We start from the raw sequence: 14,649 nt of genomic DNA, 5'->3' as shown, positions 1-14,649 counted from the left end.
AGCCCCGCGCTTTCTACACTCCGGCGCCCCCCCCCTCCCGCCCCCCGGCCGCGCGGCGGGCCGGCGCCGGGCCGCGGCGGGGGGCGCCCCCCGCGCGCCCCCCCCCCTCCCCCGTTCCGTACCAGGAGGTCCCGTGATCCCGCACGCGTCCCACCAACCGCCGGCGCCCGCCCGTGTGTTCCTCTCCGGCGCACCCGGCACCAGCGCTCTCGCCGAGCACGTCCTCACCACCGGCCACGGCCAGTGGTGGACCGACCGCGCCAGGGAACCCCGCGTCGTGGCCGTGACCTGCGGCGGACACGCCCTCCTCGCCGGCGATCCCAGCGCCATCACCCCGGACGAGCTGGCCCCGCTCGCCGGACACCACGTCGAGACGCCCGGCCGTTTCGTGCCCGTGCTCGGAGCCGCCTTCGAGCAACTCGTCCCGTGGGAGCGGATGCTCTACGTCCACCGCGCCTCCGCCGTCACCCCCCGCGTGCCCCGGGGCGTGACCGTCCGCAGACTCGCCCCCGAGGACGCCCCGGCGCTCACGACGCTCGACCCGGCCATGGCCTGGATCCACGAGAGCTGGGAAGGGCCCGCCGCCCTCGCCGCCTCGGGGCTCGGCTGGGTCGCGACCCGCAGGGGGAGAGTGCTGGCGGTGGCCTGCTCCCGCTACCTCGGCAGCCGGTACGAGGACGTCGCCTGCGCCACCGCGCCCGACGAACGCCGTCAGCACCTGGCCCTGGCGTGCGTCGCCGGGCTGACCGCCGACGTCGCGGCCCGCGGCCACCGCGCCGGCTGGAGCTGCTCCCGGGACAACCGCCCGAGCCGCCTCCTCGCCTGGACCGCCGGCTTCCGGCTGGCCCACGAGTACGTCCACCACGTGGCCGGGCCCGTCAGCCGGGCGTCAACGTCGGCCGCGGCCGCGTAGGAAGCCCGTCAGGACGGGCCGGCAGGGTGCCGCAGCCGCTCTAACGTCCGTTCCATGGAGCCACGATTCACCCAGCAGCCGGAGTCGGGGGACCGCACGGTCCAGGACCGCGAGTGGGCCGGCCATGCCGGGGCCGCCACCGGCTGCGCCGGCCTGCTCCTGGCGGTGTCGCTGACCGTGGACGTCTGCGACGGCGGTCTGCACCTGCCCGCGACGCTGCTGTGGATCGCCCTGGCTGTCATCCTTTTCATGGTCCTGCTGCCCGCCAAGGTCGTCGCGGCGCCGGGCAGCCTGACCGTCCGGACCCTGTGGACCCGGACGACGGTGCGCACCGACCGGCTCGTCGTCCTCCGCTGGCCGGACGGCATCGAGCGGTCTCTCGTGCTGACGGATGCGGAGGGTGCCGTGGCCCGGGTCGAACTGCGCGTGCTCCTCGCCAACCCGCCTCTCTGGCTCCTGCTGGACGACGACGCGCGGACCTCCTGCGAGAACGGCACGCTGAGGGACGGCGTGCGGGACCTCCACCGGCTCGAGCGCCGGGTCGAACGGGACACCGCCCACTCGGTCTTCACGGTCTCGGGCCTGCACTGACACTGTCGTCGTCGAGCGCTGCGGCTGCCTGAGCCGCCAGGTCGGCGGCGACCAGGCGCGCCTCCAGCGACGGCGGTACGGAGCCGGGTTCCGGAGTCATCATGAAGCGGCCCTGGTACCGGCCGTGGGCGAGGGCGCGCAGTTCGATCTCGCCCTCCGGCCAGCCCTGCCGCTCCAGGTCCCAGACCCAGCCGTCGACCTTCACCGACCCGTCCGGTTCGAGCCGCGGCGGACGGCCGACGAGCGTGCCGTACTCGAAACGACACCCCCGCAGCTCCAACACCTCGACGAGCTCCTGCCGCACCCGCTGGACGACGTCGTCGGACGACGTACTGGAGCGGGCCAGGCGGGTGGTGCCGTGCAGCCGCTCCAGATGCGTGGCGTCCGTGACCGCCACCCGCCTCATCGTGCGTCCGTACGCGGCCAGTTGCGACACGATCAGGCCGACGAGCAGGAGCAGGACGCCGGTCTCGATGTCGGCGCGGTCCTGGATGTGGAAGCTCTGGTACGGCGTGGTGAGGAAGAAGTCGAACCACGCGGCGGCCGACAGGGCGGCGAGCGCGCCGGCGAAGCGGTTGCCGAACGCCGCGACGGCGACGACCACGACGACGAGCAGCAGCGCGAGATTGGTGTGCGTGACGGAGGTCCGCAGCGGCACCAGCACCAGAGCCGTGGCAAGCGGTGCCAGGACTCCGGCGGCGACGGCGGACGTGTCCCGAAGCGGCATCCTCATGATCCACCTCGCAGGATCCGGCCCCCCTCTGCCCCCGACACGTCAAGCCTCCGCCCGGTGCGGCGTGGATGGCACCGGGCGGAGGAGTCCTTGACGGATCTCTGACGACGGATCCTCGGAGCACGGTCGGAGTCAGCAGCGGAAGCGGAGCCGGCAGACGACGGCGTCCGTGTCGCGGCGGACGGCATGGGCGACGACCGCGCCCCGCTGGTTCTGCAGGGCGCGCTGCCACAGGCGCTCGGGTTCGGCCTCCGGGATGAGGACGGTGACCCGGGTGCCGGGTTCGGTCGCCCCCAGATCGCGTACGTAGGCGGTGATGGGCCGGCCGAGGGAGCGGCGCTCGGAGCGGAGCCGTACGAGGGGAACGCCGGGGTTCCACAGGGCCCAGTCACGTTCCAGGGCCTCGGTGGCCGCCAGGTCCTCGGCGTCCGCGTGGCAGACGGTGAGGGCGCGGACCTCGTCGCCGAGGGAGACGGCGGCGGTGAGCGCCTCGCTGGTGACGCGGGTCAGGGAGGAGACGGGAACGAGGACGAGGGAGCGCTCACGGTGCGGAGGCTCGGGGATCCGGCCGACGCCGAGACGCTCGCCGATCCGGCCGTACGCGCGGTGGACGGCCTCGAAGGCGAGGACGAGGACGGGCAGCGCGATCACGATCAGCCAGGCGCCGTCGTGGAACTTGGTGGCCGTCACGACGACCGCGGAGACACCGGTGAGGACCGCGCCGAGACCGTTGAGCAGGGACTTCGCGGCCCACTTGGGTCCGCGCTCCCGGCGCCAGTGCCGGACCATGCCGGTCTGCGCGATCGTGAAGCCGACGAAGACGCCGATCGCGAAGAGCGGGACGAGGGTGTTGGTGTCGCCGCCGGAGAACACCAGCAGGGCGGCGGAGACGACGGCCAGCCAGACGACACCGTGACGGTGGACCTGGCGGTCGGCCTTGAGGCCGAAGACGTGCGGCAGGTAGTTGTCACGGGCGAGCAGCTTCAGGAGAACCGGCAGACCGCCGAACGACGTGTTCGCGGACAGGGCCAGCAGCACCATCGTGGCGAACTGGACGACATAGAAAGCCCAGTTGTGCCCGAGAGAGGCGTCGGCGAGCTGGGCGAGGACGGTGACGCCCTCGACCGGCTGGAGCCCGAAGCGGGAGATCAGCACGGACAGACCGATCAGCATCACCCCGAGGAGCCCGCCCAGCGCGACCTCCGCGCGCATGGCCCGCCGGGCGGCGGGGGCGCGGAACGACGGCACCGCGTTCGCTATCGCCTCCACACCCGTGAGGGCCGAGCAGCCCGAGGCGAAGGCCTTGAGGAGCAGCAGGGCGCCGACGGTGGTGGCGTTGTCGGCGAGGACGGAGGCGTGGCCGTCGGAGGCGGCCGCGGAGACCGGCGCGTCGCGGAACAGGCCGACGGCGATCAGCACCAGGATCGCGCCGATGAAGACGGCGGTCGGGAGGATGAACGCGCGTGCCGAGTCGACGATCCCGCGCAGGTTCACCGCCGTGATCAGGACGAGGACCGCGAGGCAGATCCACAGGCGGTCCCCGTAGAGCTCGGGGAAGGCGGACGTGAGGGCGGCGACGCCGGCCGTCACGGCCACGGCCACGTTCAGGACGTAGTCCAGGACCAGGGATCCGGCGGCCACGAGGCTCGTCCGGCGGCCCAGGTGCGTCTTGGCGACCGCGTAGGAACCACCGCCGTCCGGGAACGCAGCGATGACCTGCCGGTACGAGGCCACGAGCACCGCCAGCAGGCCCGCGATGGCCAGCGTGACCGGGAGCGTGAAGCCGAGACCGTAGCCGCCGGCCGTCGCGAGGACGAGCACGATGGCCTCGGGGCCGTACGCCACCGAGGCCATCGCGTCCAGCGACAGCGCGGCAAGCCCGGTGACGGCCGTCAGCTTGTGGCGCGCACCGGTGTCCGGCGGCTCCTCGGCGACGGGCGTGGCCCCGTTCTCGGTGGTCAGAGCGGACATGCGGGTGTCTCCTTCGTACTCAGGTCCGCTCAGGGTGTCCCCCGGCCCGCGTGGTTCCCGCACGTCCTGGCGCGTTCTTTGCGCCGGGTGCGACGCTCTTCACGCGCTCTTGACGCGTGGGGCTCGGAATCGACGACGCGGGCGGGCAGCGCCGCTGCGGCGAGCGACAGCGACACCCAGGCAAGACCACTCATCGCGCAGAGAACGGTGAGCGAGGGACGGGCCGGGAGGCACCGGCCATCGGGTTCTACAGGCCGATGTCGCGGCGGTTCATGTCGTCGAGCGACTCGCGGCGTACGAGCGTGCGCGCGGTGCCGTCCTTCACGGCGACGACGGGCGGTCGGCCGACCAGGTTGTAGCCGGAGGCCATGGACAGGTGGTACGCACCGGCCACGGGGACGGCGAGCAGGTCCCCGGGGTGGACGTCCTCGGGCAGCGGAACCTCGTCCGCCAGGATGTCTCCCGCCTCGCAGTGGCGGCCGACCACGGTGACGAGGCGTGGCTCCGCCGTGGAGTGCCGCCCGATCAGACGGGGCGAGTAGCGGACGCCGTAGAGCGCGGGCCGGGGGTTGTCGCTCATGCCTCCGTCGACCGCGACGAAGGTGTGCGCCCCGGTGCGCTTCACGGCGAGGACCCGGTAGACGCAGACCCCCGCCGGTCCGACGACCGCACGGCCGGGCTCGATCGTGAGGCGGGGCACGGGCAGCTTCACCTTGGCGCAGCCGTCCCGCAGTTCGGCCCGTACGCGCGCCGCGAGCTGCGGCACGTCGAGGCTCTCCTCGCCGGGCCGGTAGGCGATGCCGTGGCCACCGCCGATGTTCAGCTGCGGCAGCGCGACGCCGTGCTGCTCCCTGATCCGCGCCATCAGGCCGATCATGCGGCGTACGGCGGCGACGTACGGCTTGGCGGTGGTGATCTGCGAGCCGATGTGGCAGTGCAGTCCGACGAGTTCCAGGCGGGGCCGGCCGAGCACCCTGGCGACGGCGTGCCGCGCGGAGCCGTCCGTGAGGGACAGGCCGAACTTCTGGTCCTCGGTGCCGGTCCGCACCTTGGCGTGCCCGCCCGCCGAGATGCCGGGCACGACGCGCAGCATGACCTGCTGCCGAGAGCCGTGCGGCACGATCGCGGCCAGGCGGGCGATCTCCGAGGAGCTGTCGACGACGATCCGCCCGACACCCAGCCGCACGGCCGTGTCGAGGTCCTCGGGGCTCTTGGCGTTGCCGTGCAGGACGATCTTCTCGGGCGGGAAGCCGGTGGTGACGGCGAGCGTCAGCTCGCCCGCCGAGCACACGTCCAGGCCCAGGCCCTCCTCCTGCACCCAGTGGGCCATGGCCCGGCACAGGAAGGCCTTCGCGGCGTAGACGACGTCGGCCCCGGGGAACGCGGTGCGATAGGTGCGGCAGCGTTCCCGGACCTCGTCCTCGTCCAGTACGTAGAGGGGGGTGCCGAACCGGCTCGCGGCATCGGCGAGCGGCACACCGGCGACGGTCACGTCGCCCCCGTGCTCGGGACGGGCCGAGCGCGGCCAGATCGACAGGCCGTCGGTCTCGGGCGACGCGGGTGACGGCACCTGGGGTGCCGTAAGGGATATGGACACGATGCTCCTCAGCCGGTCAAGAGGTTGATGCACGCGATGACGGCGGCGACGCCCGCCACCCGCAGGGCGCCCACGTGCCGGGGGTCCCACGTCCGCCAGGAACCCTCGCCTCCGCCGGGCTTCGAGACGCCGCGCGGCTTCGACACCCCAGAGGCGGCGAACTGCGGGTCGACGGTGAGGGCGGTGACACCCAGAGGTGCCACGAGGGCGCGGAGTGCGGGCTCGGAGAGCCTGACGCAGGCGTGGTCGGGGCCGAGCGTCGCGGCGAGTCCGGCCTCGGAGGTGAAACCGACGGCGGTCCGGTCACCCAGGGGCGTACGGAACAGGCGGGCGCTGCAGCCCGCGGGTCCCGACCGGACGGGGACGAGAAGAGGTCCGGCCGGGACGCGTTCGGAAGGCTCGGGGTCCTCGGAGTACTCGACATCGGACATGGCAGTGCCCCTCGCGGAAGGAGAAGAAGGTGCGGTGCCGCCCGGCCGGTCGGCCGTGCGTCCTCCGAGACGAAGCTATGCCCGCCTGGCCGGGGTGCGGTCACCTCACTGACGCGTGCTTGACGGGATTGCCCGGCACCGTGACGCGCTCCTGACGGAAGCCGTACCGAAGGTGGCATCAACGGCGCTTCATCGACCCGTTCCCGGTCTTGCTCCGGGAAACGGACCGTTCGTGAGAACAGCGGTCAGGGTGATGCGTGCGGAACCTCCCGGTGGGGCACGGCTGCGGGCGCGCTCCAGCTGCATGGACTGGGAGGTGAGTGTGAGGGTGGTGGGAGGTCGTCTGTGCGGGCTTGCGGCTGGTGACCTCGTGGCGTTCCCACAGCCGGGCGAAGTCGGGGCGCTTGAGGAGGAGCTCGCAGACGAGGGCGGTCAGGTCCTGGGCGTCGGGTGCCGTCCCGGCGACGGCGCGCAGGCGGGAGCCGTGGGCCGCGCCATCAAGTCCGGCTGATCGGCCTGATCATCAACAACGGGATCACCCCGGCCGTCAACCAGATCGAGACCCACCCCTTCTTCCAGCGCGCCGGCCACCAGGACCTCATGCGCGAGCACAGCGTGCGGATCCAGTCCTGGGGCGGCTTCGCCGAAGGCAGGAACGATCTGTTCACCCACCCGCTGCTCGCCGAGATCGGCGGGGAGTACGGCGAGTCCGTCGCCCAGGTCGTGCTGCGCCGGCTCACCCAGCGCGGCGTCGTCGCCATCCCCAAGTCCGTCCGCGCCGAACGCATGACCGAGAACATCGACGTCTTCGACTTCGAGCTCACGGGAGGGACTGCGATACGCCCCTCCCGCAGGCGCGGCGACGGTCGCCGGCACGGCGGGGCAGCCCTCGTCCCCTCCGTCGGCTCGACGATGAAAGCCACAGGTCAGCGGCGCGCGGGGTTCTTGCGGGGTGCGATCCGGGCGTTGGGGAGGGCGGGGGCGGGAAGGCGGCCGCCGGGGTAGCCGTCGACCTCTCCGAAGCGGTCGGAGGCCTGCTCCCACTCCTCGCGGGCCTCGGCGATGTCCTCGTGGCTGCGGCCGATGAAGTTCCACCACATGACGATCTCCTCCTCGAACGGGGTCCCGCCGAGGAGGACCGCGCGGGCGGGGGTGCCGGACGTGTTGGTCAGGGTCAGCGTCGCGGCCCCGGTGCCCGCGTAGCCGAGCTCGGCCGGGCGCAGGAGCGTGCCGGCCAGGCGGATCTCCCCCTCGTCGACGAGCAGTCCGTGCTCGAACGCGGGGTCCACGGGGAGGGTGACCGTCGCCCCCGCGTCGATGAGGAGTTCGGCGCCGAGGAGCGGCGTGAAGGTGCGGACCGGGGAGACCGAGCCGGCCAGCGAGCCGAGGAACACCCGGATGTCGGCGCCGTCGACGCGGACGGTCCCGGGGGCGTGGTGCTGGAAGTCCCGCGCGGTGTTGCGGTGCGCCTCGGGGAGGGCCACCCACAGCTGTACGCCGTGCAGGGTGGTGGTGCGGGGGGTGGAGACCTCGGTGTGGCTGATCCCGTGGCCGCCGGTCATGAGGTTGAGCTCGCCGGGGCGCACGTACGCGTGGCTGCCGAGGCTGTCGCGGTGCTCGATCTCGCCGCTGAACAGCCAGCTGACGGTCTGCAGCCCGATGTGCGGGTGGGGTGCGACGTCCATGCCGCCGGACTCGGCGACGTCGTCGGGGCCGTAGTGGTCGGCGAAGCACCAGGCCCCGATCAGTGTCCGGGCCCGCTGCGGGAGCGTGCGCCGTACGGTCATCGCGCGCGGCCCGCCCAGGGGGACGTCCCGTGCCGTCAGGACCTCGATCTCCGTGGTGCTCATCCCCGACCCCTCCGTAGAAGTAGTTCCATTTTCAACAATCATGGACGATGATAGCCCTCACGACGGTGAGACGCACGGTCGGCCGGCGAGGTCGTGAGACCTCGGGAAGGAGCACACGGTGAACGACACGGCGGGAGCCACGGCGGACGGGCGGGTCTATGTCGACAAGCAGAGCCCCCAGGCCTATCACGCGCTGGTCCAGACGGCCGAGGCGGTACGCGCCACGGCCGCCGACGCGGGCCTCGACCGCCTCCTGGTGGAGCTCGTCAACCTCCGCGTGTCCCAGATCAACGGCTGCGCGTACTGCCTCGACGTGCACACCAGGGCCGCCCTGCGCGCCGGTGAGACGACCCGCCGCCTGGGCGTCCTCGCCGCCTGGCGCGACACCGCGCTCTTCACCGCGCGGGAGCGCGCGGCCCTGGCCCTCGCGGAGGCCACCACGGCCCCCGCCGACGCCCTCGCGCAGGAGCGCGCCTACGCGGCCGCGCGCGCGTCCCTGACGGACGACGAGATCTCGGCGGTCGTCTGGGTAGCGATCACGATCAACGCCTTCAACCGGGTGTCGATCCTCAGCAAGCACCCCGTGCGGGTCGCGGTCCCCACGTCCTGAACGGCCCCCGGCACAGGCCCCCGGCACCGGTCCCCGGGCACGGCGAAGGTCCGGCGCCGCCGGGGCGCCGGACCTTGGTGTCGTGGGTCGTCCGGATCGGTCAGGTGGAGATCTCCGGGAGGAGGCCGGTGGCCGGCGCCGCCAGGTCGGTCAGCTGGCGCAGCTGCCCCAGCTCGTTCACCCGGCTGAGCCCGCCCAGCTGTTCGGCGATGCCGGGGAACCGCCCGCGGGACTCCTCGGGGATGCCGGTCATCGTGAGGGCGTCGAGCTCGCTGACGGGGTTCACCTTCGGGCCGAGCGGTCCCGTGGTGTCGGCGGCGCTCGCGGCGGAGGCCGCGGACGCGCCCAGGCACGAGAAGGCCGCCGCGACGGCGAGGATCGAGGAGATGCGTCGTGTAGAGGTCACACCCTCACAACGGGCCCGCCTGCCGCGGGACACGGCCCGCCCCCGCACTCACCGTCCGAACGGGGGTCCCGGCGCCAAGAAGACGGGTGAGGAGAGCGGAGAGGCTAATTCAAGGAGTTTGAGAAGGAAGCCCCTCCATGGCCTCGCCCTGCGACGACCGTAGCAGTCAGGCGGGGATCAGGTCGCGCAGATTTTCGGGCGTGAGGACGCGCGAGCCCGGCGGCAGGCCGTCGGGCCGCTCCAGGCCGATGTACGTGACGGGCCCGTCCGGCAGCGTCGCCCCGTCCCACCAGGTCGTCGCGGTGGCCTCGGCGGCCATCAGGCCGGTGAGGTGGCGGACCGTCAGCGGGGTGCGGGCGAGCAGGCCCCGGAGCAGGACCGCGACCGAGAGGCGGTTCTCCTCGACCCGGTTCGCGGACGGGGTGCCCCGCAGGTACAGGTGCAGCCACCGCGCGCGCCAGCCGCCGTCCTCGCCCCGCTGGAACACGAGCGGCAGCGCGACCCGGCCGGGCCCGCGCAGGTCGGACTTCATCCGGACCGTGCGCGGCTCGAACGGACGGCCCCGCTGCTCGGTCTCGCGCAGCATGAAGCCGAAGAACGACTCCTCGACCGTCTCGAAGTCCTCGCCGGAGAAGAGGTTCACCTGCGGGACGATGTAGCTGCCGCGGACCGCGCCGAGCCGCAGGTCGATGAACTCCGAGGCGCCGTCGGGTGCGTCGGTGATGTCACCGGAGTGCACGCCCTCGACGTCGGAGAGGGCCGTGTACGAGAGCCAGGTGACGGTCGCGAGGTCGTCGTCCAGGACCAGCGCCGAGAGGTCGTAGTCGGTGCTGAGTCCGGTCTGCTTCCAGTACGTGAAGAAGCGGAGCAGCTCGCCCTCGACCGGTGAGACGGAGCCGCGCGGCAGGACGCCGAGCCCCGCCGCGGTCGCCCTGCCGCTGAGCGGCAGCGCCACGTCCAGGACGGCGGGGTCGACGAGCAGGTGTCCCGGTGCGGGGAGCCGGCGCCGCGTCTCGGCGTCGAGGACCGCGCACAGCCGCTCCCGTACCGCGGGCGGCAGCGGCGGGCGGGTGTCGGGCGTGACCCAGGCGGCTCCGAGCCGGTTGACGAACACCCGCCGGTCCCCCTCCGCGCCCGTGCGGTTCTGGACGTGCTCGCGGAGCGAGAGGACGACACGGCCGGAGACCTGGGGAACGGCCTTCTCGAACGCGGCCAGCACCGCGTCGAGTTCCCTCTGCCCGTCCGCCGCGCACAGCAGCCGGTCGAGGGCCCGCAGCAGCCGGCCGGGGGCGGAGGTGAGGAGTTCGGCCGCGCCGACGACGTCGTCCCGGCCGAGGAGTTCCTCGACGCGGCTCTCGAAGGAGGGTGCCTTCCGCTCGCCGCGGGCGACGGCGAAGACCTCGGCGGCGTGCGGCCACCGCGGGTACTCGTGCGGGTGCAGCCGCTCCCCGAGGCGCTTCCACGCCTCGCGGTGCGCGGCGACGTCGCCGAGCTTCGCGGGGGTCTCGGCGACGACCGCGTCGAGGCCGGCGAGCAGGGCGCGCCGGAGGGGCCGGGACAGGGCGCGGAACCGGGTCGGCTCGTACAGTCCGACGTCTCCGTCGGAGAGGGCGCAGGCCAGGCGCAGGACGTCGGTGACGGTGTCGAGGAGGAGGTCCGCGCCGGCGTCGAGGCGGGCGCGGTTGACGACGGCCCGGTGCTCCCGGACGGGGATCGCGTCGGGCTGGGGCCCGTCGACCAGGTGCGCGGCGAGTCGTGCGAGGTCGCCGCGGTGGTCGTCGCCGAGCGGGGTGGTGCTCCCGGCCAGGGACAGGTAGAGGGCGGCGATCTCGTCGTCGGGGGCGCCGCCGCGGTGCAGGACCGTGACGCGGTCGCCGGCCGCGGCGATCAGTTCGTCGTGCGCGGCGAGCATCTCCTCGTAGGTGTGGCGGTAGCTCCCGTACGAGGGGAGGGTGAGGAGGTCGAGCACGCCGGCGCGCAGCCGGTCGAGCACCCGGGGGCGCGCGGTGTCGTCGTCCAGGGCCTCGGCGAGGCAGCGCATCCAGAAGTCGAAGGTGTCGGGCACGTTGGCCGGGAAGTCGACGAAGTACGCGTTGTGCCGGACGTGGTCGCCGACGAGCTCGCGGACGGTGTCGAGGGTGCGGGCGGCGACGGAGACGACCGTCTCCTCGGGCAGCCGGGACAGGTCTTCGAGCAGCCCGGCCGAGAGCTTGAACCCGACCGACATCAGGGCGGCGTCGAACCGCCGCGCCGCGACGTCCCCGTGGCCCCGCCCGTCACCGGCGGCGGTGGCCGCCGGGAGGGGAAGGCGAAGGGTGTGCCGGACGACCAGACGTTCGAGAGCGTGGACCATTCCGGCATGCTGTCAGCCCCGCACGGCCCGGTGCACGCGGATTTCGGGCCGTGGGGCGGGCAGAGTCGCGGGTCAGGGCGCGGTGATGACGGGGAAGCTGAAGGCGTGTCCGTTCTGCTTGAGCCACGGCAGCACCTGCCGCAGGGCGGCGACGCTCTGGCTGCGGTCGCCGCCGCCGTCGTGGAAGAGGATCGTGGGCCCGTTGGACAGCTCGTTCTTGACGGTGCGGACGATGGCCGCGGTGCCCGGCTGCTCGAAGTCCTTGGTGTCCACGTTCCAGCCGAGCGGCCGCATGCCCGCGGCGGCGGCGATCTTGCGGCTGTCGGGGGTGAACGCGCCGCCCGGGGCCCGGTAGTAGTCGACCTTCGCTCCCCCGGCCGCGTTCTCGATGAGCCGCTTCGCGTCCAGGATCTGCTGCTTCTGGTACGCGACGGACTTCTTGTCCATCGTGGTGTCGTGGGTCATGGTGTGGTCGCAGAGCCGGTGGCCCTCCGCGACGACCCGCTTGACGAGGTCGGGGTGCTGCTCGGCCTGGGGGCCGATCATGCAGAACACGGCCTTGACGCCGTTGTCCTTGAGGATGTCGAGCATCTGGGGCGTCCAGCGCGGGTCCGGGCCGTCGTCGATGGTGATGTTCACGGCCGTGCCTCCCGCCTCGGCGGCGTGCGCGATGCTCTCGGGCACCTTCCGCGGCGGCACCTTGGCCGGTGCCCCGGGCTTCCCGGCCGGGCCCTGCGAGGCCGGCGCGTCCCCCATCTTGGCGGCGGCCTCACTGTCCATCAGCGCCGCGGCGCCCCACACCGCCAGACTCAGCCCCACCGCCGACGCCACCACGGCTATGTGTGCGGTGTACTTGCCCTGCCCCATGGAAATCCCCACTCCCCGTCGGTTCCGACCCTCTCCCTGGTGAGAGGACGGTACGAGGAGCTGCAAGGTTTCACCGAATCCGGATCAACTGACGGACGACCGGCGGCCCCGGGGCCGGGCGCGGGCGGACGCGGGGTGAAGTCGCCCTCCGCGCACGGGGGTCGGACGGTCGGCGGGGGTGACGCTCGCGGGGTGTGACGTCGCGCACGGTGGGCATGACCGTCGCCGGGGTGGCGGGAGAGTGCGACGAGGCCGTCGCCCGGGCCGCCGGGGCCCCGCGTGCCGCGCCGACGGCCGTGGGGCGTCCGGACTCCGCGTCAGGTCCCGTCGGCGGCGGGTGGCGGGACGGTCGCCGGGACACGGCGCCGGGTGTCGGGGTCGGTCCGCGGGCGGTCGCCGTTCAGGGCGCCGCCCGGCCCGATGACGGTGTCGTGACGGTCCGCTGTCACCCGTGCGGGCTGCGTGTCCGGGCGCGCATCGGCGCCGGAGCGCACGACGGGGACGTCACCGCGGTCGTGCGGGCCCGGCGCGCATGTTCTCCGCGGAAGGGGGCAGCCGCGCCGGTACGGGGTTCCCGCGCCGCCATCGACCGGCCGGGCCCCGCAGGCAGCGGAGGTGCAGCCATGGTTCCCCTTCTCCTCGTCCTCCTCGTGATCCTGGTGCTGTTCGGCGCGGGATTCGCCGTCCAGGTGCTCTGGTACGTCGCCATCGCCGTCCTGGTGCTGTGGCTGCTCGGCTTCGTGATGCGCAGCGGCAGCGGCCGCTGGTACCGCTGGTGATCCCGGTTCGCCCGCAGGACGCGCCGCCGCCCCGGTTCGCTGTCCGGGGCGGCGGCGGGTGATGCCGGGGGTGCACGGCCGGTCGCTCACCTCTCCGTGGGCGCTCCCGTCCCCCGCCCTCGGATCCGGCGGACGATCACGATCAGCAGGGCGAACAGGGTCAGCACCCACACGGCGGCGAACGCCCAGATGAGCGCCGGCGCCTCGGTGGCGACGGCGAGCACGAGCAGCGTGAGGGTCACGGCGCCGAGCGCGGCGACGCCGAGGACGGGAAGGCGGCGGCGGGTGCCGGCGACCGAGGGCGCGGACAGGCGTGGGGGCCGCATCGTGCGCAGCGTGCGCGCGAGCGACGCGTCCCGCTCCAGCGCCTCCTCGATCTCCGCCAGAACGCGACGTTCATGCGCCGTGAGCCGGGCTTCGTCCATAGCGGACACCTCCTCCCGGTCACCGCGGGCCGACGCGAGCGCGCCGCACCTCTGCGCTTCTCCCGTCAATCGTGTCAAAACACTCCAAGAAGGGCATCCTTTATGCAGGACGCTCGACCGACGGACCCCCGCCGCCGCCCCGCGGGCGGCGGCGCAGGCCCCTCGCCACCGTCGAAGGAGCCCTCATGACGTCCACCGCAGGCAACCGCTCGGAGTTCTCACCCTCAACCGCCCCCCGCCCCGGGGCCACGCCCGTCGCCGCCGGTGCCGCGACGCGCCGCCGGGCGCTGGACGGGCTCCCCGAGCCGGTCCGCCCGACGGCCGTCTCCACGGACGACGCGCGATCCCTGTCCGTGGCGCTGTTCGCGCGGCTGCGGGCACTGGAGGAGGGGACGCCGGAGCACGCGTACGTCCGCAACACGCTGGTGGAGCTGAACCTCAGCCTCGTCAAGTTCGCGGCCCGCCGGTTCCGGAACCGCGCCGAGCCCACGGAGGACATCGTCCAGGCCGGCACGGTCGGCCTGATCAAGGCGATCGACCGCTTCGACCCGGGCCGCGCCGTCGACTTCTCCGCCTTCGCCCTCCCGACCGTCGTCGGCGAGATGAAGCGCTTCTTCCGGGACACCAGCTGGGCCGTGCGCGTGCCCCGCCGGCTCCAGGAACTCCGCCTCGACCTCGCGAAGGCCGCGGACGGCCTGGAGCAGGACCTCGGCCGCCTGCCCAGCCGGGCGGAGCTGGCCGCGGAGCTGCACCTCACGGAGGAGGAGGTCGCCGAGGGGCAGCTCGCGGCCCGCTGCTACGCGGCCCGGTCCCTGGACGCCCCCGCCGACGACGAGGGCGCGGGCGCGGGCACCCGCCGGCCGGCCGACACGGATCCCTCGTACGAACTGATCGAGTCGCTGACGGCCCTGCGGCCCCTGCTCGCCCGGCTCGGCGACCGCGACCGGCGCATCCTGGAGCTCCGCTTCGGCCAGGAGCTCACCCAGGCGGAGATAGGCGACCGGATCGGCCTCTCCCAGATGCACGTCTCGCGGCTGCTCACGCGCATCCTGGGCGACCTCAGGGACGGTCTCCTCCAGGACGCATCCGCGGCGGACGGCCCGTGCGGCTGACCCCGCTCCGA

Annotated in this window: 16 protein-coding genes and 1 pseudogene; 6 read left to right on the top strand and 11 right to left on the bottom strand. The window is 73.5% G+C overall.

The window, feature by feature from the left end; translation table 11 throughout:
• Positions 1-133: 133 nt before the first annotated feature.
• Together ACFV2S_RS20205 and ACFV2S_RS20200 are read left to right on the top strand one after the other, a co-directional pair.
• A complete protein-coding gene (locus tag ACFV2S_RS20205; RefSeq protein ID WP_385560641.1) occupies positions 134-913 on the top strand; it encodes a GNAT family N-acetyltransferase in 780 nt (259 codons plus the stop codon).
• A 54-nt stretch (positions 914-967) separates the two neighbouring features.
• Positions 968-1,504: a hypothetical protein gene (locus ACFV2S_RS20200; RefSeq protein ID WP_385560639.1), complete on the top strand. Its 537-nt coding sequence runs from the start codon at positions 968-970 to the stop codon at positions 1,502-1,504.
• Here ACFV2S_RS20200 and ACFV2S_RS20195 read toward each other — a convergent pair.
• From ACFV2S_RS20195 to ACFV2S_RS20175, 5 genes are all read right to left on the bottom strand, one after another.
• A complete protein-coding gene (locus ACFV2S_RS20195) occupies positions 1,482-2,237 on the bottom strand; it encodes a DUF4118 domain-containing protein (RefSeq protein ID WP_385560636.1) in 756 nt (251 codons plus the stop codon). The two genes, ACFV2S_RS20200 and ACFV2S_RS20195, sit on opposite strands and share 23 nt — an antisense overlap.
• 132 nt (positions 2,238-2,369) lie before the next feature.
• Positions 2,370-4,208 (bottom strand): APC family permease, encoded by a 1,839-nt coding sequence (locus ACFV2S_RS20190; RefSeq protein WP_385560633.1) that lies wholly within the window; start codon positions 4,206-4,208, stop codon positions 2,370-2,372.
• A gap of 247 nt (positions 4,209-4,455) precedes the next feature.
• The gene (gene lysA / locus ACFV2S_RS20185; protein ID WP_385560630.1) at positions 4,456-5,805 is read right to left on the bottom strand and encodes a diaminopimelate decarboxylase; all 1,350 of its coding nucleotides are present in this window, start codon (positions 5,803-5,805) and stop codon (positions 4,456-4,458) included.
• Positions 5,806-5,813: 8 nt separating this feature from the next.
• On the bottom strand, positions 5,814-6,236 hold the full coding sequence (locus tag ACFV2S_RS20180; RefSeq protein ID WP_385560627.1) for an SAV_915 family protein: 423 nt from the start codon (positions 6,234-6,236) through the stop codon (positions 5,814-5,816).
• Between the two features lie 178 nt (positions 6,237-6,414).
• Positions 6,415-6,672 (bottom strand): hypothetical protein, encoded by a 258-nt coding sequence (locus tag ACFV2S_RS20175; protein ID WP_385560952.1) that lies wholly within the window; start codon positions 6,670-6,672, stop codon positions 6,415-6,417.
• Positions 6,673-6,740: 68 nt separating this feature from the next.
• Between ACFV2S_RS20175 and ACFV2S_RS20170 the strand changes: the two are divergent.
• Positions 6,741-7,061, top strand: a pseudogene (locus ACFV2S_RS20170) (aldo/keto reductase); the annotation flags it as partial.
• 101 nt (positions 7,062-7,162) lie between these two features.
• Here the strand turns inward: ACFV2S_RS20170 and ACFV2S_RS20165 are convergent.
• Positions 7,163-8,086, bottom strand: coding sequence for a pirin family protein (locus ACFV2S_RS20165; protein ID WP_385560624.1), 924 nt, complete (start codon positions 8,084-8,086; stop codon positions 7,163-7,165).
• 118 nt (positions 8,087-8,204) lie between these two features.
• Here ACFV2S_RS20165 and ACFV2S_RS20160 point away from each other — a divergent pair, with 118 nt between their 5' ends.
• Positions 8,205-8,696, top strand: coding sequence for a carboxymuconolactone decarboxylase family protein (locus ACFV2S_RS20160; protein ID WP_385560621.1), 492 nt, complete (start codon positions 8,205-8,207; stop codon positions 8,694-8,696).
• Positions 8,697-8,796: 100 nt separating this feature from the next.
• On the opposite strand, the gene ACFV2S_RS20155 is transcribed toward ACFV2S_RS20160, so the two are convergent.
• The 4 genes from ACFV2S_RS20155 to ACFV2S_RS20140 form a co-directional block, all read right to left on the bottom strand.
• The gene (locus ACFV2S_RS20155; RefSeq protein ID WP_385560618.1) at positions 8,797-9,102 is read right to left on the bottom strand and encodes a hypothetical protein; all 306 of its coding nucleotides are present in this window, start codon (positions 9,100-9,102) and stop codon (positions 8,797-8,799) included.
• A 166-nt stretch (positions 9,103-9,268) separates the two neighbouring features.
• On the bottom strand, positions 9,269-11,455 hold the full coding sequence (locus ACFV2S_RS20150; RefSeq protein ID WP_385560615.1) for a hypothetical protein: 2,187 nt from the start codon (positions 11,453-11,455) through the stop codon (positions 9,269-9,271).
• A gap of 72 nt (positions 11,456-11,527) precedes the next feature.
• Positions 11,528-12,322 (bottom strand): polysaccharide deacetylase family protein, encoded by a 795-nt coding sequence (locus tag ACFV2S_RS20145; RefSeq protein WP_385560612.1) that lies wholly within the window; start codon positions 12,320-12,322, stop codon positions 11,528-11,530.
• Between the two features lie 317 nt (positions 12,323-12,639).
• On the bottom strand, positions 12,640-12,771 hold the full coding sequence (locus ACFV2S_RS20140) for a hypothetical protein (protein ID WP_385560609.1): 132 nt from the start codon (positions 12,769-12,771) through the stop codon (positions 12,640-12,642).
• Between the two features lie 174 nt (positions 12,772-12,945).
• Between ACFV2S_RS20140 and ACFV2S_RS20135 the strand changes: the two genes are divergently transcribed.
• Positions 12,946-13,101 (top strand): hydrophobic protein, encoded by a 156-nt coding sequence (locus ACFV2S_RS20135; protein ID WP_385560606.1) that lies wholly within the window; start codon positions 12,946-12,948, stop codon positions 13,099-13,101.
• Between the two features lie 86 nt (positions 13,102-13,187).
• Here the strand turns inward: ACFV2S_RS20135 and ACFV2S_RS20130 are convergent, their stop codons facing one another.
• Positions 13,188-13,526, bottom strand: a complete 339-nt coding sequence (locus ACFV2S_RS20130; protein ID WP_385560604.1) for a DUF3040 domain-containing protein — start codon at positions 13,524-13,526, stop codon at positions 13,188-13,190.
• A gap of 185 nt (positions 13,527-13,711) precedes the next feature.
• On the opposite strand from ACFV2S_RS20130, the gene ACFV2S_RS20125 reads away from it, so the two are divergent.
• Positions 13,712-14,638 carry a SigB/SigF/SigG family RNA polymerase sigma factor gene (locus ACFV2S_RS20125; protein WP_385560601.1) on the top strand — a complete coding sequence of 309 codons (927 nt, stop codon included), beginning with the start codon at positions 13,712-13,714 and terminating at the stop codon, positions 14,636-14,638.
• The last annotated feature ends 11 nt before the right edge of the window (positions 14,639-14,649 follow it).

Source organism: Streptomyces sp. NPDC059695 (assembly GCF_042733785.1).
Taxonomy (GTDB): Bacteria; Actinomycetota; Actinomycetes; order Streptomycetales; family Streptomycetaceae; genus Streptomyces.
Note: the sequence above shows the minus strand (reverse complement) of the source record. Positions and strands in the feature narration are given on the sequence as shown.

Bases quoted from the DNA above. Each gene is read 5' to 3' on its own strand.
- ACFV2S_RS20200 (WP_385560639.1), top strand. From the start codon at position 968: ATGGAGCCACGATTCACCCAGCAGCCGGAGTCGGGGGACCGCACGGTC.
- ACFV2S_RS20195 (WP_385560636.1), bottom strand. From the start codon at position 2,237: ATGAGGATGCCGCTTCGGGACACGTCCGCCGTCGCCGCCGGAGTCCTG.
- ACFV2S_RS20190 (WP_385560633.1), bottom strand. From the start codon at position 4,208: ATGTCCGCTCTGACCACCGAGAACGGGGCCACGCCCGTCGCCGAGGAG.
- ACFV2S_RS20180 (WP_385560627.1), bottom strand. From the start codon at position 6,236: ATGTCCGATGTCGAGTACTCCGAGGACCCCGAGCCTTCCGAACGCGTC.
- ACFV2S_RS20165 (WP_385560624.1), bottom strand. From the start codon at position 8,086: ATGAGCACCACGGAGATCGAGGTCCTGACGGCACGGGACGTCCCCCTG.
- ACFV2S_RS20150 (WP_385560615.1), bottom strand. From the start codon at position 11,455: ATGGTCCACGCTCTCGAACGTCTGGTCGTCCGGCACACCCTTCGCCTT.
- ACFV2S_RS20145 (WP_385560612.1), bottom strand. From the start codon at position 12,322: ATGGGGCAGGGCAAGTACACCGCACACATAGCCGTGGTGGCGTCGGCG.
- ACFV2S_RS20135 (WP_385560606.1), top strand. From the start codon at position 12,946: ATGGTTCCCCTTCTCCTCGTCCTCCTCGTGATCCTGGTGCTGTTCGGC.
- ACFV2S_RS20130 (WP_385560604.1), bottom strand. From the start codon at position 13,526: ATGGACGAAGCCCGGCTCACGGCGCATGAACGTCGCGTTCTGGCGGAG.
- ACFV2S_RS20125 (WP_385560601.1), top strand. From the start codon at position 13,712: ATGACGTCCACCGCAGGCAACCGCTCGGAGTTCTCACCCTCAACCGCC.